Annotated in this window: 15 protein-coding genes and 1 pseudogene; 6 read left to right on the forward strand and 10 right to left on the reverse strand. The window is 71.5% G+C overall.

The window, feature by feature from the left end; all coding sequences use genetic code 11:
• Positions 1-165 precede the first annotated feature (165 nt).
• The 5 genes from OHS82_RS10820 to OHS82_RS10840 form a co-directional block, all read right to left on the reverse strand.
• Positions 166-1,356 carry an XdhC family protein gene (locus tag OHS82_RS10820; RefSeq protein ID WP_328433769.1) on the reverse strand — a complete coding sequence of 397 codons (1,191 nt, stop codon included), beginning with the start codon at positions 1,354-1,356 and terminating at the stop codon, positions 166-168.
• Positions 1,357-1,423: 67 nt separating this feature from the next.
• Entirely contained in the window at positions 1,424-2,878 is a 1,455-nt protein-coding gene (locus tag OHS82_RS10825) for an NCS2 family permease (RefSeq protein ID WP_328433770.1), read from the reverse strand.
• A 182-nt stretch (positions 2,879-3,060) separates the two neighbouring features.
• Positions 3,061-5,481 (reverse strand): xanthine dehydrogenase family protein molybdopterin-binding subunit, encoded by a 2,421-nt coding sequence (locus tag OHS82_RS10830; protein WP_057576007.1) that lies wholly within the window; start codon positions 5,479-5,481, stop codon positions 3,061-3,063.
• Between the two features lies 1 nt (position 5,482).
• A complete protein-coding gene (locus OHS82_RS10835) occupies positions 5,483-6,094 on the reverse strand; it encodes a (2Fe-2S)-binding protein (RefSeq protein ID WP_057576005.1) in 612 nt (203 codons plus the stop codon).
• Positions 6,094-6,984: an FAD binding domain-containing protein gene (locus OHS82_RS10840; RefSeq protein ID WP_328433771.1), complete on the reverse strand. Its 891-nt coding sequence runs from the start codon at positions 6,982-6,984 to the stop codon at positions 6,094-6,096. The genes OHS82_RS10835 and OHS82_RS10840 overlap by 1 nt, the downstream gene beginning before the upstream one ends.
• Positions 6,985-7,366: 382 nt before the next feature.
• Between OHS82_RS10840 and OHS82_RS10845 the strand changes: the two genes are divergently transcribed.
• Both OHS82_RS10845 and OHS82_RS10850 read left to right on the forward strand, forming a co-directional pair.
• Positions 7,367-9,076 (forward strand): PucR family transcriptional regulator, encoded by a 1,710-nt coding sequence (locus OHS82_RS10845; RefSeq protein WP_057576001.1) that lies wholly within the window; start codon positions 7,367-7,369, stop codon positions 9,074-9,076.
• A gap of 172 nt (positions 9,077-9,248) precedes the next feature.
• Complete coding sequence (locus OHS82_RS10850) at positions 9,249-10,043, forward strand: hypothetical protein (protein WP_328433772.1); 795 nt, start codon at positions 9,249-9,251, stop codon at positions 10,041-10,043.
• A 186-nt stretch (positions 10,044-10,229) separates the two neighbouring features.
• Here OHS82_RS10850 and OHS82_RS10855 read toward each other — a convergent pair whose 3' ends face one another.
• Complete coding sequence (locus OHS82_RS10855; protein WP_370444077.1) at positions 10,230-11,267, reverse strand: GntR family transcriptional regulator; 1,038 nt, start codon at positions 11,265-11,267, stop codon at positions 10,230-10,232.
• Positions 11,268-11,422: 155 nt separating this feature from the next.
• Here OHS82_RS10855 and OHS82_RS10860 point away from each other — a divergent pair, with 155 nt between their 5' ends.
• A complete protein-coding gene (locus tag OHS82_RS10860) occupies positions 11,423-12,271 on the forward strand; it encodes a (2Fe-2S)-binding protein (protein WP_057575999.1) in 849 nt (282 codons plus the stop codon).
• 323 nt (positions 12,272-12,594) lie between these two features.
• A complete protein-coding gene (locus OHS82_RS10865; RefSeq protein WP_057575997.1) occupies positions 12,595-13,659 on the forward strand; it encodes a DUF2637 domain-containing protein in 1,065 nt (354 codons plus the stop codon).
• Positions 13,660-13,801: 142 nt separating this feature from the next.
• Here the strand turns inward: OHS82_RS10865 and OHS82_RS10870 are convergent, their stop codons facing one another.
• From OHS82_RS10870 to OHS82_RS10880, 3 genes are all read right to left on the reverse strand, one after another.
• Positions 13,802-14,317, reverse strand: a complete 516-nt coding sequence (locus tag OHS82_RS10870) for an ATP-binding protein (protein ID WP_328433773.1) — start codon at positions 14,315-14,317, stop codon at positions 13,802-13,804.
• 890 nt (positions 14,318-15,207) lie between these two features.
• Positions 15,208-15,729, reverse strand: coding sequence for a hypothetical protein (locus OHS82_RS10875; protein WP_370444076.1), 522 nt, complete (start codon positions 15,727-15,729; stop codon positions 15,208-15,210).
• 293 nt (positions 15,730-16,022) lie between these two features.
• Positions 16,023-16,655, reverse strand: a complete 633-nt coding sequence (locus OHS82_RS10880) for a hypothetical protein (RefSeq protein WP_057575994.1) — start codon at positions 16,653-16,655, stop codon at positions 16,023-16,025.
• Between the two features lie 338 nt (positions 16,656-16,993).
• Between OHS82_RS10880 and OHS82_RS10885 the strand changes: the two are divergent.
• Positions 16,994-17,131, forward strand: a pseudogene (locus OHS82_RS10885) (helix-turn-helix domain-containing protein); the annotation flags it as partial.
• Between the two features lie 306 nt (positions 17,132-17,437).
• Positions 17,438-18,427, forward strand: coding sequence for a hypothetical protein (locus OHS82_RS10890; protein WP_328436050.1), 990 nt, complete (start codon positions 17,438-17,440; stop codon positions 18,425-18,427).
• 181 nt (positions 18,428-18,608) lie between these two features.
• On the opposite strand, the gene OHS82_RS10895 is transcribed toward OHS82_RS10890, so the two are convergent.
• A complete protein-coding gene (locus tag OHS82_RS10895) occupies positions 18,609-20,351 on the reverse strand; it encodes a pyruvate dehydrogenase (protein ID WP_057575987.1) in 1,743 nt (580 codons plus the stop codon).
• Positions 20,352-20,366: the final 15 nt, after the last annotated feature.

Below are 20,366 nucleotides of genomic sequence, written 5' to 3' on the forward strand. Positions count from 1 at the left end.
GCCGGGTCTCGACGACACACATCCACGTCCACGCATACACGCATCCACGCATCCACGCGGCGACCGGTCGCCGCCGGGTCGGGCCGGTCGGGCCGAGTTGGGCCGGGTCGAGTTGGTTCGGGTCAGGCCGAGTTGGGCCGGGTCGGGCCGGGCCGGGGCGACGGCTCAGGCCACCGAACCGAACCGACCGGCCGGCGGCGACGTCACGTCGTGATGGATCGGCGTGTGCGCCCCGGTGAGCGAGAGCCCGCTGCCGCCGCGCCGTCCGGCCACGATCTCCGCCGCGATCGACAGCGCCGTCTCCTCGGGCGTCCGGGCCCCCAGGTCGAGGCCGATGGGTGACCGCAGTCGCGCCAACTCCATTTCCGTTATGCCTACTTCGCGCAGCCGGGCGTTGCGGTCGAGGTGGGTGCGCCGGGATCCCATCGCGCCGACATAGGCGACCGGCAGCCGCAACGCCAGCCGGAGCAGCGGTACATCGAACTTGGCGTCGTGGGTGAGGACGCACAGGACGGTCCGCGCGTCCACCTGCGTGCGCCCGAGGTACCGGTGCGGCCACTCGACGACGATCTCGTCGGCCTCGGGGAAACGGGCCGCGGTCGCGAAGACGGGGCGGGCGTCGCAGACCGTCACGTGGTAGTTCAGGAACTTGCCGACCCGGACCAGCGCCGACGCGAAGTCGATCGCCCCGAACACGATCATCCGGGGCGGGGGCACCGACGACTCCACGAGGACCGTGAGCGGCGCCCCGCAGCGTGCGCCCTGCTCGCCGATCTCCACCGTGCCGGTGCGCCCGGCGTCCAACAGCGCGGCGGCCTCGGCCGCGACGGTGCGGTCGAGCTCGGGGTGAGCGCCGAAACCGCCCTGATGGGCGGCGGCGCGGCGGGCGGAGGCGGCGTCGCCGCCGACTCCGCCGTCCGCGTGCACCAGCAGCGCGCGGCCGACGAGGTCGGCGGGCCCGTTCACGATCCGCGCCAGCGCCGCCGCCTCCCCGGCGGCCGCGGCCCGGAGGCCGGCCGCGATCACCGGGCGGACCGGATCGCCGACCCGCACCGGGGTGACCAGCACGTCGATGGTTCCCCCGCAGGTGAGCCCCACGGCGAAGGCGTCGTCGTCGCTGTAGCCGAAGCGTTCGCGGACCGGCTGCCCGTCCTCCAGCGCCTGGCGGCAGAGCTCGTACACCGCGCCCTCCACGCAGCCGCCGGAGACCGAGCCGATGGCCGTGCCGTCGGTGTCCACCGCGAGGGCGGCGCCGGGCTGGCGGGGCGCGCTGCCGCCGACGGCCACCACGGTGGCGACGGCGAAGTCACGGCCCTGCTCGACCCACCGGTTGAGCTCGTCGGCGATGTCCAGCATCTCTCGGTCTCCTTGACTGGGGTGATGTGAGGGACGGTGTGCCCGGCGAGGGGCGGTCGTGGGGCGGCTAGTGCACGCCCAGCCAGCTCTCGATCGGGTTGAGGGAGAAGTAGACGAGGAAGATCGCCGTCAGCCCCCACATGAAGGCGCCGATCTCGCGTGCCCTGCCCTGCGCGGCCTTGATGGCGACGTAGGAGATGACGCCCGCGGCGACACCGGCGGTGATGGTGTACGTGAACGGCATCAGCACGACGGTCAGAAACGCCGGGACAGCGGTTGCCCGGTCCGCCCAGTCGACGTGCCGGGCGTTCATCAGCATCATCGCGCCGATGACCACCAGGGCCGCGGACGCCACCTCCTGCGGAACGATCGCGGTGAGCGGGGTGAAGAACAGGCAGGCTGCGAAGAACAGACCGGTGACGACCGAGGCGAGACCCGTGCGGGCGCCCTCGCCGACGCCCGTCGCCGACTCGATGAACACGGTCTGGCCGGAGCCTCCCGCCACCCCGCCGATCGCCCCGCCGGCCCCGTCGATGAACAGCGCCTTGGACAGGCCCGGCATTCTGCCCTTGTCGTCGGCGAGGCCCGCCTCTGTGCCGACGCCGATGACGGTGGCCATCGCGTCGAAGAACCCGGCGAGGACCAGTGTGAAGACGATCATCCCGACGGTCATCGCGCCGACCTGGCCCCAGCCGCCGAACTCCACGTCCCCGAAGAGCGAGAAGTCGGGCATCGAGACGGCGCTGCCGTGCAGTTCGGGAGCGCCGGCCGCCCACTGCTTCGGGTCGACGACCCCGGCGGCGTTGAGGATAGCTGCGACGGCCGTGCCGCCGACGATGCCGATGAGGATGGCGCCGGGGACGTTGCGGGCCTGGAGCATGAAGATCAGCAGCAGGGTGCCGGCGAACAACAGCACCGGCCAGCCCGCCAGTTCGCCCGCCGGTCCGAGGGTCACCGGGGTCGCCTCGCCCTGGTGCACGAAGCCGGACTTGTAGAACCCGATGAGGGCGATGAACAGGCCGATGCCCATGGTGATGGCGTGCTTGAGGGCGAGCGGAATGGCGTTCATGATCATTTCGCGGAGGCCGGTGACGACCAGCAGCATGATGACGACGCCGTACATCACGCACATGCCCATCGCCTGCGGCCAGGTCATCTGAGGCGCGACCTGGGAGGACAGCACGCCGGAGACGGACAGTCCGGCGGCGAGCGCGAGAGGCACCTTGCCGAGGAAGCCCATCAGCAACGTGGTGAAAGCGGCTGCGAAAGCGGTCGCGGTGATCAGGGCCTGCTGGCCGAGAGTGCCCCCGGCCGCGTCCTTGCCGGACAGGATCAGCGGGTTGAGCAGGAGGATGTACGCCATCGCCATGAACGTGGTGACGCCGCCGCGCACTTCGCGCGCGACCGTGGATCCTCGCCGGGATATGTGGAAGTAGCGGTCGAGCCGGGAGCGTCCGGCGGGGACGCGGGTTCCCGTGTCCGCGTCGTCCGGGACGGTCTTCGGTTCGAGTGACTGGGTCATGTGGGCCTGCTCCCAAGGTTCAAAGGGGCACCCGCGCGCCGCGCTCCGCGACGCTCACTGCGTTTGCGGGATTTGGGAAGGTGCGTCGGCCGCACGACCCGGGGGACGGCCCGAGACGAACGATCTGCCGGCTCCGGGCGGCGCGGAGGGTGTGACGTTCCGTGCGCCGCCCGGAGGGACTGTCACGCCGTGCCGGTCAGATGCTCCGGACGGACCGGCGTGCGGTTGAGCTCCAGCCCGGTCGCGCTCCGGATCGCCGCGAGGACGGCCGGGGTCGACGACAAGGTGGGCGCCTCGCCGACGCCGCGCAGCCCGTACGGCGCGTGGTCGTCGGCGAGTTCGAGCACGTCGACGGGGATGGTCGGCGTGTCGAGAATCGTGGGGATCAGATAGTCCGTGAAGGAAGGGTTCCTGACCTTCGCGGTCTTCGGGTCGACGATGATCTCCTCCATGACCGCGACGCCCAGACCCTGGACGGAGCCGCCCTGGATCTGACCGATGACGGAAAGCGGATTCAGCGCTTTTCCGACGTCCTGGGCGCAGGCCAGCTCGATGACCTTCACCAGGCCGAGCTCGGTGTCCACCTCGACGACGGCGCGGTGCGCGGCGAAGGAATACTGGACGTGCCCGAAACCCTGTCCGGTGCGCAGGTCGAAGGGCTCGGTCGGCCGGTGCCGCCACTCCGCTTCGACCTCGACGGCCTCGTCCTCGAGCACGTCGACCAGGTCGGCGAGGACCTCGCCTCCGTCGGTGACGACCTTGCCGCCCTCCAGGAGCAGCTCGGCGGTGGCCCAGGCGGGATGGTAGGAGCCGAACCTGCGGCGTCCCATCTCCAGGACCTTCTCCCGGACGAGCTCACAGGAGTTCTTGACGGCGCCGCCGGTGACGTACGTCTGCCGGGAGGCCGAGGTGGAGCCGGCGCTGCCCACCCGGGTGTCCGCCGGCTGGATGGTCACCTGCGCGACGCCCAGCTCCGTGCGGGCGATCTGGGCGTGGACGGTGACACCGCCCTGGCCGACCTCCGCCATCGCCGTGTGGACGGTCGCGACGGGCTCGCCGGCGATCACCTCCATGCGGACCCTGGCGGTCGAGTAGTCGTCGAAGCCCTCGGAGAAGCCGACGTTCTTGATGCCGACCGCGTAACCGATTCCTCGTACGACGCTCTCGCCGTGCGTGGTGTTGGACAGACCGCCGGGCAGCTGCCGTACGTCCGCGCCCTCGCTGCTCTCCCACTGGCGCTCCGGTGGCAGTGGCATCGCCTTGACGCGGCGCAGGAGTTCGGCGACCGGGGCCGGGGAGTCGACCGGCTGGCCGGTGGGCATGATCGTGCCCTGCTCCATGGCGTTGAGCCGGCGGAACTCCACTCGGTCCATGCCCACCGCGTCGGCGAGCTTGTCCATCTGCGCCTCGTAGGCGAAGCACGCCTGGACCGCGCCGAAGCCGCGCATGGCGCCGCACGGCGGGTTGTTGGTGTAGAGGGCGATGGCCTCGATGTCGACGTCGTCGACCACGTAGGGGCCGATCGACAGTGAGGCGGCGTTGCCGACGACCGCGGGGGAGGCGGAGGCGTACGCGCCGCCGTCCAGGACGATGCGGCACTTCACATGGGTGAGCCTGCCGTCCTTGGTGGCGCCGTGTTCGTAGGTGAGCCTGGCGGGGTGACGGTGGACGTGTCCGAAGAAGGACTCGAAACGGTTGTAAACGATTTTGACGGGTTTTCCGGTGCGCAGGGCCAGCAGGCAGGCGTGGATCTGCATGGACAGGTCCTCGCGGCCGCCGAACGCGCCGCCGACGCCCGACAGCGTCATCCGCACCTTGCTCTCGGGCAGGCCGAGGACGGGGGCGATCTGGCGCAGGTCGGAGTGGAGCCACTGGGTGGCGATGTAGAGGTGGACGCCGCCGTCCTCCTCCGGCACGGCGAGTCCCGACTCGGGGCCGAGGAAGGCCTGGTCCTGCATGCCGAAGGTGTACTCGCCCTTGACGACGAAGTCGGCCCGCGCGGCGGCCCCTTCGGCGTCGCCGCGGACGATCGGCTGGCGGTGCACGATGTTGGGGTGCGCGACGTGACCGCTGTGGTGGTCGTCGCGGCCCTCGTGGAGCAGGAGCGCGTCCGGGGCGGTCGCGGACGCCTCGTCGGTGATGACGGGCAGCTCGCGGTACTCGACCTTGATCTTGGCGGCCGCTCGGCGGGCCGTCTCGGGGTGGTCGGCGGCCACGATCGCGACCGGCTCGCCGTGGTGGCGGACCCTGCCGTGGGCGAGGACCGGGGTGTCCTGGATCTCCAGGCCGTAGTTGCGCACGCCGGTCGGCAGGTCGTCGTAGGTCATCACGGCGTGGACGCCCGCCGTCGCGAGGGCCTCGGAGACGTCGATGGAGACGATCTCGGCGTGGGCGACCGGGGAGCGCAGGATCTGGCCCCACAGCATGTCCTCGTGCCACATGTCGGACGAGTAGGCGAACTCGCCGGTGACTTTCAGGGTGCCGTCGGGACGCAGCGTGGACTCGCCGATGCCGCCCCTGGTCCCGGAACCCTGGGTGATCTTGGTGGGGGTGCCGACGGGGGCGCCCTCCGCTCGGGCGGAGCCGTGCGTGGGGAAGGGCATGTCAGACCGCCTCTCCCTGTCGGGCGGCCGCCAGGCGGACCGCGTCCATGATTTTCTCGTAGCCGGTGCAGCGGCACAGATTGCCCGACAGGGCCTCGCGGATGTCCGCGTCGGTCGGGTTCGGGTTGCGCTCGAGCATCTCGTCGGCGGCGACCAGCAGACCCGGGGTGCAGAAGCCGCACTGCACGGCTCCGGCGTCGATGAACGCCTGCTGGATGGGGGCGAGTTCGGCGCCCCCGCCGGTCTGCGAGTCGCCCGGCCCGGCATCGCTCCCCCGGGTGCCGTCGCGGGGCGCCCCCTGCTGCGCGCTCTGGGGTGACGTGCCGCAGGAACCGGTTCCGCAACCGCTGTGGGCCGCGCGCGCTCTGGCGTGGTCGGCGAGTCCCTCGACGGTGACGACGTCGCGGCCTTCCACCTGACCGGCGGCGACCAGGCACGAGCAGACCGGCACGCCGTCCAGCCGGACCGTGCACGAGCCGCACTCGCCCTGCTCGCAGGCGTTCTTCGAACCGGGCAGTCCGAGCCGCTCGCGCAGCACGTACAGCAGGCTCTCGCCCTCCCACACGTCGTCGGCTTCCTGGGGGCGTCCGTTGACCGTGAAGTTGACGCGCATTACGCAGCTCCCTCCGAGAGGCGGCGGGCGCCGCGGTACGACTCCCACGTCCAGGTGAGTGTCCGGCGGGCCATGACGCCGACCGCGTGGCGGCGGTAGCTCGCGGTGCCCCGGACGTCGTCGATGGGGTTGCAGGCGGCCGCGCACAGCTGGGCGAACTGCTTGGCCACGGACGGTGCGATGATTTTTCCGTTGTCCCAGAAACCGCCTTCTTCGAGCGCGGCGTTCAGGAAGTCCTCGGCGGTCTTCGCCCGGACGGGGGTCGGTGCGGCGGAGCCGATGCCGGTGCGCACGGTCCGGGCCCCGGGGTGCAGTGCGAGACCGAACGCGCAGACGGCGATGACCATGGCGTTGCGGGTGCCGACCTTGGAGTACTGCTGGGGGCCGTCGGCCTTCTTGACGTGGACGGCACGGATGAGTTCGTCGGGGGCGAGCGCGTTGCGCTTCACGCCGGTGTAGAAGGCGTCGATCGGGATCCGGCGCACGCCGCGCACCGACTCGACCTCGACCTCGGCGCCCGCGGCGAGCAGCGCGGGGTGGGCGTCGCCGGCCGGGGAGGCGGTGCCGAGGTTGCCGCCGACGCCGCCGCGGTTGCGGATCTGCGGGGAGGCCACCGTGTGCGAGGCGAGCGCGAGGCCGGGCAGCTCGGCGCGCAGGCTCTCCATGATCCTGGCGTACGGTACGGAGGCGCCGAGTCGCACGCTGTCCTCACCGGTCTCCCACTCGTAGAGGTCACCGACACGGTTGAGGTCGAGCAGGTACTCCGGCCTCCGGTGGTCGAAGTTGATCTCGACCATCACGTCGGTGCCACCCGCAATCGGCACAGCGGTGGGGTGCTCGGCCTTGGCGGCGAGCGCCTCCTCCCAGCTGGCGGGGCGAAGGAAGTCCATGACCGGCTCTCTTCTTCGTCTGTCTCGTGAGTCGTTCGGTTCGAGCCAGAATCGGGTGCGGCGGGCCCGGCTCGTTCTGGTGCTGTTCACGCGGAATGAGCCCAGTACACAGGGCCTTGCTCCGACCGGGTCAGTCACGGAAACCATGAAGGAGTTGGCTGGTCGGTAGGGGCATCTTGTAGATTCGTATGAACGCAGGCCCTCGGTAACCTCCTCGTTTTCCTGTGGAAACGTGGGAAACAGCCTGGCGACCGAAGAATGCGGCTGGTGACCGGACGTCGCGGCGTCGGGCCCGCGAGGCGGAGGCGAGGCGGGCGGCCACCCACCCGCACACCCTTCAGGATCCATCGTAGATTTCGAGACAGAGAACGGCGGCGACGAGATGCGGCTGCGCGCACTTGTGGACACCGATGCGCTGGGCCTCAGGCTCCTCGGCGGCGAGGACGAACTGGACCGCTCGGTGCGGGGCGTCATGACCACCGACCTGAGGGACCCCAGCCGGTACCTCTCCGGCGGCGAACTGGTGCTGACGGGTCTGGCCTGGCGCCGGGACGCGGCGGACTCCGAGCCGTTCGTGCGGCTCTTGGTGCAGGCCGGCGTGGCCGCCCTCGCGGCCGGCGAGGCGGAGCTCGGCGACGTCCCGGAAGACCTGGCCGCGGCCTGTGCCCGGCACCGGCTGCCGCTCTTCGCGGTGCACGAGTCGGTGGCTTTCGCGACGATCACCGAGCACGTCGTGCGGCAGGTGTCCGGCGAGCGCGCGGGCGACCTGGCGGCCGTCGTCGACCGGCACCGTCGGATGATGACCTCGGGCCCGGCCGGCGGCGGCCCGGACGTCGTCCTGGACCTGCTCGGATCCGACCTGGACCTGCGCGCATGGGTCCTTTCCCCCACCGGCCGGCTCGTCGCGGGTCCGAAGGCGGCGGGCCCGGGCCTGCCGGCCGAGGTGTGCGCGAAGCTCGCGGCGGAGCACCTGGCCGCCGTGCGTACAGCCCGGCGCGGACCGCACCGGGTGAACCTGGGCGCGGTGTCGTACTCGCTGTTCCCGATCCGGGGCGGCGGGCGCGCCCCGCAGGTCCCTCAGGCCTCCCAGGCCGTGCGGGACGTGCGGGACGTGCGGGACGTGCGGGAGAGCGTCCTGTCGGACTGGCTGCTGGTCGTCGAGGCAGACGCCGGCGAATGGGCGGACGAGCGCCTCGACCTGCTCCAGGGCGTCACCCAGCTGATCGCCGTCGAGCGGGAGCGCCGGGACGCGGCGCGCACGGTCCGCCGGCGGCTCGCACAGGAGGTGCTGGAGCTGGTGCAGGCGGGAGCGGCCCCCGCGGAGATCGCGGCCCGCCTGCGGGTGGCCGCGCCGGTGCTGCTGCCGGGTCTGGGGGCCGCCCCGCACTGGCAGGTGGTCGTGGCCCGCGTCGAGTGGGCCGACAGCGGCCTGGAGGCCGGTCCGGTGGCCCAGTCCCTTCTCGAGGAGATCCTGGTCGACCCGCAGGCCGGCGGCTCCGAGCCCTTCGACCGCATCGCCGTCGCCCACACGGGGGACGAGGCCGTCGCCCTGGTCCCGCTGCCGGCGGTGTCGAGCGAGCACGACGGCTCCGAGACCGGCGTCCTCGCCGACGCGCTGCTGGCGGCCGTGCGCGAGCCCCTGTCGGCCGGCCTCGACGGCGACGGACGGCTCACGCTGGGGGTCAGCGCGGCCGTGCACTCGGCGGAGGGGCTGCGCGGGGCGCTGGAGGAGGCCCGGCACGCCCGGCGGGTGGCGGCCGCCCGGCCCGGCCGGGTCTGCGCCGCGGGACATCAGGAGCTGGCCTCGCACGTGCTCCTGCTGCCGTTCGTCCCGGACGACGTGCGCCGGGCGTTCACCGCCCGCCTGCTGGACCCTCTGCGCGACTACGACCGGCGGCACCGCGCCGAGCTGATCCCCACGCTGGAAGCGTTCCTCGACTGCGACGGCTCGTGGACCCGGTGCGCCTCCCGTCTGCACCTGCACGTCAACACACTGCGCTACCGGGTCGGGCGTATCGAGCAGTTGACGGGTCGTGACCTGTCGCGACTGGAGGACAAACTGGACTTCTTCCTGGCCCTGCGCATGAGCTGAGCCCGGACCGGCGCCTGCGGCCGACCGTCGGCCGCCGCCGGGTGAAACCCGGGAGGCGGAAACGTCCCACGACTTTGTGAAATCTTTCACCCGCCCCCTTGGCCCGGTGCCTCCATTCGTGCTGAGATGCGCCCACCACTCACAGCTCGACGGCGCGCTCGGGGAGGGCAACGTGGCGCATTCCGCCATGTCTGGTACCGGAACGACCTCAGGTGACGATCCTGTCCAGACCGCGGTATGGCGGCTGCGTTCACGCGCCTGCTGGGCGGACGCCGCGGCCCTGCTGCCACCCGACACGGCCACGGGCGCGATCCAGCGGGCCTCGCTGATGGTGGAGCGGTGCCTGTACACGGAGCAGGGCTGGCAGGACGCCGAGGACGCGCTGCGCACGGCGGAGGCACTGGCCCACGACGACGAGGAACGGGGCGCGGCCGCTTGTGAACGCGGGCACCTTGCCTACGCGGCCACGGTGCACAAGGTGCGCGACCGGGTGGACGAGGCCCGGGCCGCGCTCGGACGGGCGGCGGCGCTTATCCCGCCGGACGCCCCTGCACGGGCGCTGCTGGACTTCCGCCGGGGCCTGCTCGCGGAGAACATCGCCCGTTCCCCGCAGGCCGCGAGGGCGGCGTACCGACGCGCCCACACCGCCGCCGCCGCACACTCGGACTCGCTGCTGCTGTCCTTCACCTGGCGCCACCTCGCCGGACTGGCTCTGCGCGACGGCGAGTTGGCCGAGGCCCGGCACGGATTCACGGAATCCCTGCGCATCCGCGAGGAGTTGGGCTACCTCGTGGGCACCGCCCCGGCACTGGCCTCACTCGCCGACGCGGAGACCGAACCGGAGGCCGCCCGCCTGCGGGAGGAGGCCCGCCGCCTGTTCCGGCTCCTGGGAGGCGTACCGACCTGGCTGGCACGCCAGTTGACCCCTCCGACGTCCCCGGCGGCGCCCAGCCCGTCCGGCGCCTGAACCAAGGCCCGACCGGCAGCCGGAACGACACACCACGAGGGGCAGCTACTCCCGGCCGGAGCATGTCAGCCCGTCCGGCGTTTGAGGACGAGGCCCCCTTCAGGGCCGAAGCGGGGGTCTGGGGGCGGCAGCCCCCGTGGAGCGCGGGCCGGAAACGCAGAAAGCGGTCACACAACGAACCGCTTCTCACCCACCCGCACCGACGAAGTGCTCCCGCATCAACGCCTGCACCACATCCGGCTCGCCCGCCGTCAGCGCCTCGAGCAACGACACGTGCTCGGCCGCGTCGGCGACGAGAGCAGCCCGGCCCCGCCCCGCCGGCCCGTCGGCCAACGGCCACTGCGACCGCCGGTGCAGGTCCTCGGCGATGCCGACCAGCTGCTCGTTGCCCGACAGCGCGAGCACCGCGCGGTGGAAGCGGCGGTCGGCCTCCGCGTACGTCGCCCGGCAACCGGTGGCCGCCGCCCGCACGCCCGCCTCCGCGAGGGGCCTCAGCTCGGCCCACCGCTCGGCGGGCACGGTCCGGGCGAGCCGCATCAGCACGGGCACCTCGAGCAGCGCCCGCACCTCCGCCAGCTCGGCCAGTTCACGGGCTCCCCGCACGATGACCCGGAAGCCCCGGTTCGGCACCACCTCGACGGCGCCCTCCAGCGCCAGTTGCTGCATCGCTTCGCGCACCGGCGTCGCGGACACCCCGAAGCGTTCGCCGAGCACCGGCGCCGAGTAGACCTCGCCCGGCAGCAGCTCCCCCGTGACGAGCGCGGTGCGCAGGGCGTCGAGGATCTGGCCGCGCACCGAGGCGCGCTGGACGACCGGCCGGGGCTGCTGCGCATCGGGCCCCCCCTCCCGACCGAAACCGAGAACGGCGGCGGGCAGCGGATCCGGGACTGGGGCCTGCACGGGGGCCTGCACGGGGGCCGGCTGGGAAACGGGCGCCGAGGCCGGCACGGCGGCTGCGGCGGAGCCGGGGGCGGAGGTCTCACCGTGCGTGTGCTCCCCGCGGACGGCGTCCGCCGGACCGCACCGCTCGCGTTCTCCCCTCGCGCCGTACTCGGCAGACCCGAGGGGTCCGGCAGACCTCGCGGCCCCGGCAGACCCGACGGGGCCGGGCCCGGCAGGCCCGACAGACCCGGCGCGCGACTGCACCGGCACCCGGGCACGGTCGTCGCCCTGTGGCGAAACCGGTATCCCCGTTTCCGTGGAGCCCTGCGCACTGTGCTCCACTGGGCCTCCTCCGGCGTTGTCGGTACTTGCGGTCATTACGGGTGGTTGTTACTCGTCCGTCAAGCACCTTAGGCGCACTGGCCGTCAGTTCAAATCCCAACGACAGTGATTTAGGTTAGGCTTACCTGCAATCGCTTTCGAAACGGCGGTCCGCCATGCCTCCAGCTTCGTCGGTCACGGCCGCGGCCTACGCCCGTCTCGCGGAGGCGCTGCCGGAGCTGAGCGTCACGGAGCTCGGGCACGCGGAACCGTTTCCCGACGGTGCCGGGTGGGTGCGCGCGGCGCAGCTGGCGGAGGGCGGACCGGCGCTGGAGGCCTTTCTCTCCTGGGACGACGAGCAGGTCGTGCGTGACTACGGTCACCGGGCTCGTCCGGACGTGATCGCGAGTTTCGGACTGCACCGGTACTCCTGGCCCGCCTGCCTGCTGATCACCGCCCCCTGGTTCCTGCACCGCCGAGTACCGCGTTTCCCCGTGACGCACGTCTCGTACGACCGCACCGACGGCGGCATGCGGATGGCCGTCCGCCCACCGACCTCCTTCGCCTGCCTGCCGGGCGACCCGGCGGCACTGCTGCCGGGCGCCCGGGTCGTCCGGGACGAGGAGGCGCTGCGGACCGAGGTGCGGGAGGCGATAGCAGAGCACCACGAGCCGGTGCTCGCCGGCTTCGGGCCCCGCGCGCGGCGCCGCGGCCGGGCCCTGTGGGGCATGGTGACGGACGAGATCGTCGAGGGCCTCTGGTACGTCGCCCGGCTGCTCGGCCCCGACGAGCACGAGCGCGCGAGACGGGAACTGGAACTCCTGCTCCCGGGCGCCACCCGCCCCTATGTCGGCTCGGCGGCCTTCCGCGACCTGGCCGGCCCGGACGGCGCGACCCTGCCGACCCGTGACCGGGCGAGCTGCTGCCTGTTCTACACGGTGCGCCCCGCGGACACCTGTGCCACCTGCCCGCGCACCTGCGACGCGGACCGCGTCACCAAGCTCACCGCTGCCGCCGCCGGTTGAGCACCCCTCAGACACCCGCGAGGACGCCCCGCCGACGAGGCGCCGTATGACGTCCCGTAAGATCACCCGGACGAGACCGCCCTACGGTTACGAGCGATTCACAATTTTCTCACTCGCCACGGGAACTTTCCGTTGAACCACCCGTACGGGTAGTCTTATTCGAACTCAACTCCCGCCCCTCAAGCGGCAGTTCGAGCAGAACGTCGCCCTGGGCATTCCCTTGCACCTCCTTGGCGGCCTCTTGCCCCGAAACCCCCTGAGGGACGGCGGGATTGGGCCACTATGGCGGGCGTTACGCCCTATCCCAATGCAAGGGACCCCAGATGAGACTGACCGACATATCGCTGAACTGGTTGCTTCCGGGCGCCGTACTGCTCCTGGGCATGCTGGCGGCGGTTGCGGTACTCGCGCGCGGCAAGCGCTCCTCGGGGGCAAGCGCGAGCGCGGACGATTCGTGGGAGCGTACCGAGGAGCGCCGCAGGCGCAAGGAAGCCATATACGGCACCGCCTCCTACGTCCTTCTGTTCTGCTGTGCGGCCGTCGCCGCCGCGCTCTCCTTCCACGGACTGGTCGGCTTCGGCCAGCAGAACCTCGGCCTCACCAACGGCTGGGAATACCTGGTTCCGTTCGGCCTGGACGGCGCCGCCATGTTCTGCTCCGTGCTCGCGGTGCGCGAGGCCAGCCACGGTGACGCGGCGCTCGGCTCCCGGATACTCGTGTGGACGTTCGCCGGCGCCGCGGCCTGGTTCAACTGGGTGCACGCGCCCCGCGGCCTGGGCCACGACGGAGCCCCGCAGTTCTTCTCCGGCATGTCCCTGTCGGCGGCCGTGCTCTTCGACCGGGCGCTGAAGCAGACCCGCCGGGCGGCGCTGCGCGAGCAGGGTCTGGTGCCCCGACCGCTGCCGCAGATCCGCGTCGTGCGCTGGGTGCGCGCTCCCCGTGAGACGTACAGGGCCTGGTCGCTGATGCTCCTCGAAGGCGTGCGCAGCCTGGACGAGGCCGTCGAGGAGGTCCGTGAGGACAAGGCCCGCAAGGAGGAGACCAAGCTGCGCCGCCGTGAGCAGCAGCGGGTCGAGCGGGCGCAGCTCAAGGCGATCAGCCGGGGTCACGGCCGTTTCCCCGGCCGCGGCGGTGGTGGCGGCGGCCGTCAGGTCGAGGCACAGGCCGCTCTGGAGCGGGCCACTGCCGAGCGGGTCGCCGCGGAGCCTGCCATAGCGAACTCGGCGGAGCAGCTGCCCTTGCGCTCACGTCCCTCTCTGCAGCCCGTCCGTCACGGTTCTGAGGCGTCGGCCACCGTCGACCTCACCGCGGAGGACGACACCATGGCCCTGCCGCGTCTCGACTCCCTGGAGCGCAAGCTCAAGGACCTGGAGCAGCAGTTCGGCTGACGAACAGTCAGAATCATGGGAAGGGGGCGCGACCGCGGCGGTCGCGCCCCCTTCCCATGACGTACGGCCTGCGCCTCGCCGCCGCCTGTGCCCCGCAGGTTCCCTTTCCCGAGGCTCGTCCCTCTTCCTGGGACTCGGCGTTTCAGGCAGCTCCGGCTGCCAGCTCGAACCAGACGACCTTGCCGCCGCCCTGCGCCCGGACGCCCCAGGTGTCCGCGAGGGACTCCACCAGGATCAGTCCACGCCCGTGCGTCCCCTCGTCGGGCGTCGGCGCACTCGGACGGGGCCGGCCGGCCGCGCCGTCCCGGACCTCCACACGCAGGCCGGACGGCGACACAGTGGCCGTCAGCACCGCGTCGTCGTCGGTGTGCACGAGCGCGTTGGTGACGAGTTCGCTGGTGAGCAGTTCCGCGGTCTCGGAACGGCCGGGCTTCCCCCAGCCCCGCAACAGTTCCCGCACCGCCCGGCGCGCCTCGGGCACCGCCCGCAGGTCGGCCCGTCCGAGACGGCGCCTGAGCTGCGAGCTGCAGCCCGGTTCCGCCGTGGTCTCGACAGGGTCCTGGCCGGTCTCCCCGGCGTTCTCCGCCTCCCCCGCCCCTCTCGTCCTCGAGGTGCCCGCGATCGTTGCCCGACCGCTACCCCGTGCCTGCCTTTCCATGGCCCCCGCCCGCGTGTCGATGTCGGTTCCCCTCCTGCTCGAACACGTTCACGGGGATCCATGCCCGATCGACACCAGGCCAGTCATGTCGAATTGTCAACACCCGGGTGTTCGGCCATGTTCGGGCGACGGGACGGGGGTTCCGGCGGGATTCCGGGCGCGGCGGCCGGAACGACGAGCCGGCCCGAGCCTCCGGGGTACCTGCCGGGCAGGCAACCCGCCCCCGGGATCGGACATCTCGAGGCCGTGCGCCGCGAGAAGCCGCGGCCGCGCGCTCCAAGGGGCCCCGTGTTCGCACGGCACTCGAGGCGGGGACGCCGCCCGTCGCCGGACCCGCGCGCGCCGGACGAACGCGCACCGTCCGACCGGTGCGGCCGGTCGCGCCGCGCCCCCGGATCCGAACGGCCGTCGGCGGACGTACCGTTCGAAAGCGGCGTCGTACACCAACGCACCTGGTCAAACTGCCGGTTCCTGTCGACCGGGCGGCCGTTCCGGTTGGCGCGAAGACGGTTCCGGGCTCGTGTGCGGTACCGGGTCGACCGTGCCCGTCGCCCTCGGAACGAGCGACGGAAGGCTGCGAGTTGCGGCCGAGGAACGCCGAACGACACTGCGGGTGCGTTCCCTTGAGGGAGCGCACCCGCACGACCGGCGTCCTGCCGGCCCGTCTGCTCTTCCGGACGACCACCCGCCGGCCGTCGTCCCCCGCATCAGGCCTACGCGCCTCGGGGACGGCTGACCGCCGGCCCTCGGCACGCAGGCCCACACACCTCTGCCGACCTGGCCGTAGTCGGGGAAGGGGAGTGACGGTTGGGACCGTGCGCCAGGTTGGCCTGAACCTGGTGGGTCCCGAAGGGTCCGCGGGAGTCCCGGTGGGTTGCGTCCGCCCGGACCTAGCCGACCTCGACCCCCGTCGTACCGATGTGGAAGATCTTGTGACTGTCGCGGGTCATGTCGACGATGAGCTTGGTGGTGTTGTTGCCGCCCCAGGTGAGCGTGACGACGGCCTCCGTGTAGTTCGCCGTGCCGTTGTCGGTGACCTTCCACGCGAGGGGGACGTTCTGAGCCTGAAGGACGCCGTTGGCGTGGTTACTCTCCTCCCAGGCCTTCAACTCCTTCTGGAATGCGGGAGTGAGGTAGTGCTTGCGGAGATCGTCCGCGAGCTTGCCGTCCTCGTCGATCACCGCGTCGATGTAGGTGCCGTAGAAGTTCGCGATGCGCGTGATGTTGTCGGACGGCTTCCCGCTGACGCTGCGCGGGCCGCCGGCGGACGCCTGTGCCGTCACCCCGAGCCCCAGGGCCAGGGCGAGCCCGGCGGCAACGGCCGTCCGGCGGGTGGTGCGCAGCCGGGTCGAGCTCTTGACCCCCGCGGCGGTCTGGACGGTCTGAACGGTCTTGTCGGTCTCGGTGCTCATTTTCGCGTTCCCCGTATGTCTCGTATGTTGCGTCTGTCGCGTGTGACGCGTGTGACGCGTGTGACGCGTGTGACGCGTGTGACGCGTGTGACGCGTGTGACGCGTGTGACGTGTGTGTCGCATGTGTCTTGTGTCTCGGGTGCGCAGACCGGACGGTCATTCCGGTGGCTCCCTGCGGTGCGCCTGGCGGCTGAATGTCGCGCGGGGCCGCCGCCGCTCCCGACCCCCGTGGCGGGAGCGGCGGCGCCCCCGGCGTTCTCAGGGGTCAGGGGTCAAGGGCCAGCGGCACGCGGTCAGTGCAGCTTGTTGACGGCCGTGACGGTCGTCTTCTTGAAGGCCTTCACCGGGGCGTCGTCGAAGTCGCCCATCTGACCCCAGTCGACGACCGTGACCGTGCTGCCGTCCCGGCCCACGGAGATGAGGCGGATGTCGGTCGCGCCCCAGGACGTCTCGGTGTGCAGGCCGTAGACGTGGGCGCCCTCCTCGACGTTGAGCTTTCCGTAGTCCCTGAGGGCGGCCTCGACCTCCGGGTCGGCCCGCTCGATACGGACGGGGCAGGACTTGATGTCCTTGTTGATGCGCGCGTACCGGCTCTTGGCCGCACTGACGGTGGCGTGCTCGACGCTGATCTGACGGGCACTCGCGTCGAGGTCGGTCCGAAAGTTCCGGTACCAGGAGTTCCGGCCGTTGCCCAGGGCCGCGCTCAGGCAGCGGTCCAGCTCGCCCTCGGGCGACACGCCGGCGGTGATCCTGCCCGCCGTCCACGTGGAGCTGGGGTGCGGCGGAAGGTTCGCGGCGGAGAGGAAGCCGGGCGGCTTCGGGGCGGCTGCGTTCGCCGGTGCGGCGAGCACGGCGCCGAGAGCGAGGCCGGCTGCGGACAGTGCGGCGAAACCGGTGAGCGTCTTCGCTCGGGTGCGCTTGGCCATGGATGTCCCCCGTGGGTGAGTGCCTGTGTCGATGAATGCCGTGGCTCGGCGAGTACGCGATCGACGAGTACGTGGAGGTGTACGCGTCGAGTCGTGATGCGTGGGTGGTGCATGGGTGGTGCGGTGTCGCTGCGAGGCCGATCGGTCGGTTCGGCCCTGGTCGGTGCGACACCAAGAGCATCGGCCGTCTCCCCGGCCGACTGCAACGGTCTTCGCCCGATCGGCCGTGGTGGAACCATCCCAGCCCATCTGACGTGCAGGTATACGGGTGCCTGGGATGACCGCCCGGGCCGGACGAGCACGGGGGAACAGTGTCGACCGACGACAGCGCAGGCGAAGTGACCGCGTTCGCGGCGCTCCTGACCGAGCTGAAGGGGCGCACGGAGCGCAGCTACGGCTCCCTCGCCCGCAGGTTGGGCATGAACACTTCGACTCTGCACCGCTACTGCGCGGGGGAAGCGGTTCCACAGGATTTCGCTCCCGTCGAGCGGCTTGCGGAGTTCTGCGGGGCGACGCAGGAGGAACGCCTCGAACTGCACCGACGGTGGCTGCGAGCGGTAGCGGCACGACAGCGAGCCCGGGGCGCAGTGGCGGACACAAGGGAAACGCCGGAAACCCTGGATGCCCAGGCAACCGAGGTAGCACCGGAAATCCGAACAGCCCGGGCCCTCCCGGAAACAGAGGAAACCTCTGGCACAGGCGAGGCGCTGGAAACCTCGGAGACGGCTGTCACGGCGGGAAGCGCGGAAACCCGATCACAAGCGCCCGCCCCGGCCTCACCGGTGGTGCAGATCCGGAAGCAGGGTGAGCAACGCGAGCAACAAACGCCTTCCCGGCGCTGGTATCGCAGCCGGCGCGCCTCGGTCCTCGTAGGCGTCGCCTGCGCGCTTCTCGCTGCTCTGGGCACGCTCTCCGCACTGCCGGACGGCGGCCGCCACCCGGCTTCCGTCGACGCGTCCCGCTCCACCGCACCGGTCTCCGTCGCGCCGACCGGGACTGCCGGTCCACACCGCTCCCCCACTCCCACCGCCCCTGCCCTCGCCTCGCCCACGCCCGGCGCGATCTCGCCCGTCTCCGGATCCGGCAGCGCCCGTCCCTCACGCGGCGCCGCTCCGACCGGCGACGGGAACGCGGCCGCGCACACCGGCGCGCCTCTCGCCTGGACAGCCGACTCCCAGGTCTGGGCGCTCGGCTGCGGTCATGACTACGTCATCGACAAGCCTCCCGCGCAGGTTCCCCCGCCTCCCACGGAACAGGACGCCGGCCCCTGGGCGACGGCACAGGGCGCGGTGCACGGACGGGAGACCAACGTGGAGATCTCGGTGCAGGGCCGCAGCTCCACGGCCGTCGTGCTGACGGCGCTGCGCGTCCGGGTGGCCGGCCGCGCCGCACCCACGCCGGGCACTGTGTACGCCATGGACCGGGGCTGCGGCGGCTCGCTCAGCAAGCGTTACTTCGCGGTCGACCTGGACAAGGACCGTCCCGTGGCGCACTCGGTCGCCGGCGACGACGCGGGCACGCCGATCCCGGCGGTGAGCCTGCCCTACCGCGTGTCGAGCAAGGACCCGGAGGTCCTGCTCGTCACGGCGCGGACCGAGAACTGCGACTGCAACTGGTACCTCGAGCTGGACTGGTCTTCGCAGGGCCGTACCGGCACCGTACGCATCGACGACCACGGCCGCCCGTTCCGCACGAGCGGCATCAAGGGGCTGCCGCGTTACTGGTACGGCTCGGACGAAGGCGAGCGCCGATGGGTCCCGGCGGTCGACTGACCCCTGCCGGCGACGCCACCGCCCGCCGCGACGGCCCACCGGGCCGACAGTCCGTGTTGCCGAATGGCGGTGTGGTCCAGGACCGGTGTAGCCGACAGGTCGTGTGGTCGAAGGCCGCAAAGCCGAAGGCCCCGTGGCAGACGGCCCACCGTACCGGCGGCTCGCCTGCCCGAGTGAGCCGTCAAAGGCGCGGTACGTTGCGCAGGTTGGAGCGGGCCATCTGCAGCATCCGGCCCACTCCGCCGTCGAGGACGATCTTCGAGGCGGACAGGGCGAACCCGGTCACCATGTCGGCGCTGATCTTCGGCGGGATGGACAGCGCGTTGGGGTCGGTGACGACGTCGACGAGAGCCGGGCCCTTGTGCCGCAATGCGTCCCGCAGCGCTCCGGCCAACTGTTTGGGCTTCTCGACCCGCACGCCGTGGGCCCCGCACGCGCGCGCCACGGCCGCGAAGTCGGGGTTCTTGTTGGCGGTGCCGTACGAGGGCAGACCGGCGACCAGCATCTCCAACTCCACCATGCCCAGCGAGGAGTTGTTGAAGAGGACGACCTTCACGGGCAGGTCGTACTGGACGAGGGTCAGGAAGTCGCCCATGAGCATGGAGAAGCCGCCGTCCCCGGACATCGCGACCACCTGGCGGCGACGGTCGGTGAACTGTGCGCCGATCGCCATCGGCAAGGCGTTCGCCATCGAGCCGTGGGTGAAGGAGCCGATGACCCTACGGCGGCCGTTGGGCGTGAGGTAACGCGCCGCCCAGACGTTGCACATGCCGGTGTCGACCGTGAACACGGCGTTCTCGTCGGCGATTTCGTCGAGGACGGCGGCAACGTACTCGGGGTGGATGGGAACGTGTTTCTCCACTTTCCGTGTGTACGCCTTCACCACCCCCTCCAGCGCATCGGCATGTTTCTTCAGCATCCGGTCGAGGAAGCGGCGGCTCTCCTTTGCCCGCACGCGCGGAATCAGGCAGCGCAGCGTCTCGCGTACGTCACCCCAGACCGCGAGGTCCAGTTTGGAGCGGCGGCCGAGATGTTCGGGCCGTACGTCGACCTGCGCGATCTGCACGTCGTCGGGGAGGAAGGCGTTGTACGGGAAATCGGTTCCGAGCAGGATCAGGAGGTCGCACTCGTGCGTGGCTTCGTATGCGGCGCCGTAGCCGAGGAGACCGCTCATGCCCACGTCGTAAGGGTTGTCGTACTGGATCCACTCCTTGCCGCGCAGGGCGTGTCCCACCGGGGACTTGACCTTTCCGGCGAACTCCATGACCTCGGTGTGCGCGCCGGCCGTCCCGCTTCCGCAGAAAAGGGTCACCTTGTCGGCTGCGTCGATCATCTCGACGAGCGCGTCGATCTCGGCGTCGCCTGGCCGGACCGTGGGGCGGGAGGTGACGAGAGCGGTTTCGACCGTCTTCTCCGGGGCGGGCTGATCGGCGATGTCACCGGGAAGCGACACCACGCTGACGCCGCTGCGGCCGACCGCGTTCTGAATGGCGGTGTGCAACAGCCGGGGCATCTGTTTCGGACTGGAGATCAGCTCGCTGTAGTGGCTGCATTCGCGGAACAACTGGTCCGGATGGGTTTCCTGGAAGTAGCCGAGTCCGATCTCGCTGGAGGGGATGTGCGAGGCGAGGGCGAGGACGGGTGCCATCGAGCGGTGGGCGTCGTAGAGACCGTTGATGAGGTGGAGGTTGCCGGGCCCGCAGGAGCCCGCGCATGCGGCCAGCCTCCCGGTGATCTGCGCTTCCGCGCCGGCGGCGAAGGCGGCCGTCTCCTCGTGGCGGACGTGAACCCAGTCCATGGCGGGGTTGCGGCGCACGGCGTCCACCACGGGGTTGAGGCTGTCGCCCACCACGCCGTAGAGGCGTCGCACGCCCGCGCGGGCGAGGATGTCCACGAACTGCTCGGCGACGTTCTGCTTGGCCATGGATCGACGCACCCT

Source organism: Streptomyces sp. NBC_00425 (genome assembly GCF_036030735.1).
GTDB lineage: Bacteria > Actinomycetota > Actinomycetes > Streptomycetales > Streptomycetaceae > Streptomyces.

Bases quoted from the DNA above. Each gene is read 5' to 3' on its own strand.
- OHS82_RS10870 (WP_328433773.1), bottom strand. From the start codon at position 14,317: ATGGAAAGGCAGGCACGGGGTAGCGGTCGGGCAACGATCGCGGGCACC.
- OHS82_RS10840 (WP_328433771.1), bottom strand. From the start codon at position 6,984: ATGGACTTCCTTCGCCCCGCCAGCTGGGAGGAGGCGCTCGCCGCCAAG.
- OHS82_RS10880 (WP_057575994.1), bottom strand. From the start codon at position 16,655: ATGGCCAAGCGCACCCGAGCGAAGACGCTCACCGGTTTCGCCGCACTG.
- OHS82_RS10875 (WP_370444076.1), bottom strand. From the start codon at position 15,729: ATGAGCACCGAGACCGACAAGACCGTTCAGACCGTCCAGACCGCCGCG.
- OHS82_RS10825 (WP_328433770.1), bottom strand. From the start codon at position 2,878: ATGACCCAGTCACTCGAACCGAAGACCGTCCCGGACGACGCGGACACG.
- OHS82_RS10820 (WP_328433769.1), bottom strand. From the start codon at position 1,356: ATGCTGGACATCGCCGACGAGCTCAACCGGTGGGTCGAGCAGGGCCGT.
- OHS82_RS10895 (WP_057575987.1), bottom strand. From the start codon at position 20,351: ATGGCCAAGCAGAACGTCGCCGAGCAGTTCGTGGACATCCTCGCCCGC.
- OHS82_RS10865 (WP_057575997.1), top strand. From the start codon at position 12,595: ATGAGACTGACCGACATATCGCTGAACTGGTTGCTTCCGGGCGCCGTA.
- OHS82_RS10845 (WP_057576001.1), top strand. From the start codon at position 7,367: ATGCGGCTGCGCGCACTTGTGGACACCGATGCGCTGGGCCTCAGGCTC.
- OHS82_RS10860 (WP_057575999.1), top strand. From the start codon at position 11,423: ATGCCTCCAGCTTCGTCGGTCACGGCCGCGGCCTACGCCCGTCTCGCG.
- OHS82_RS10835 (WP_057576005.1), bottom strand. From the start codon at position 6,094: ATGCGCGTCAACTTCACGGTCAACGGACGCCCCCAGGAAGCCGACGAC.
- OHS82_RS10830 (WP_057576007.1), bottom strand. From the start codon at position 5,481: ATGCCCTTCCCCACGCACGGCTCCGCCCGAGCGGAGGGCGCCCCCGTC.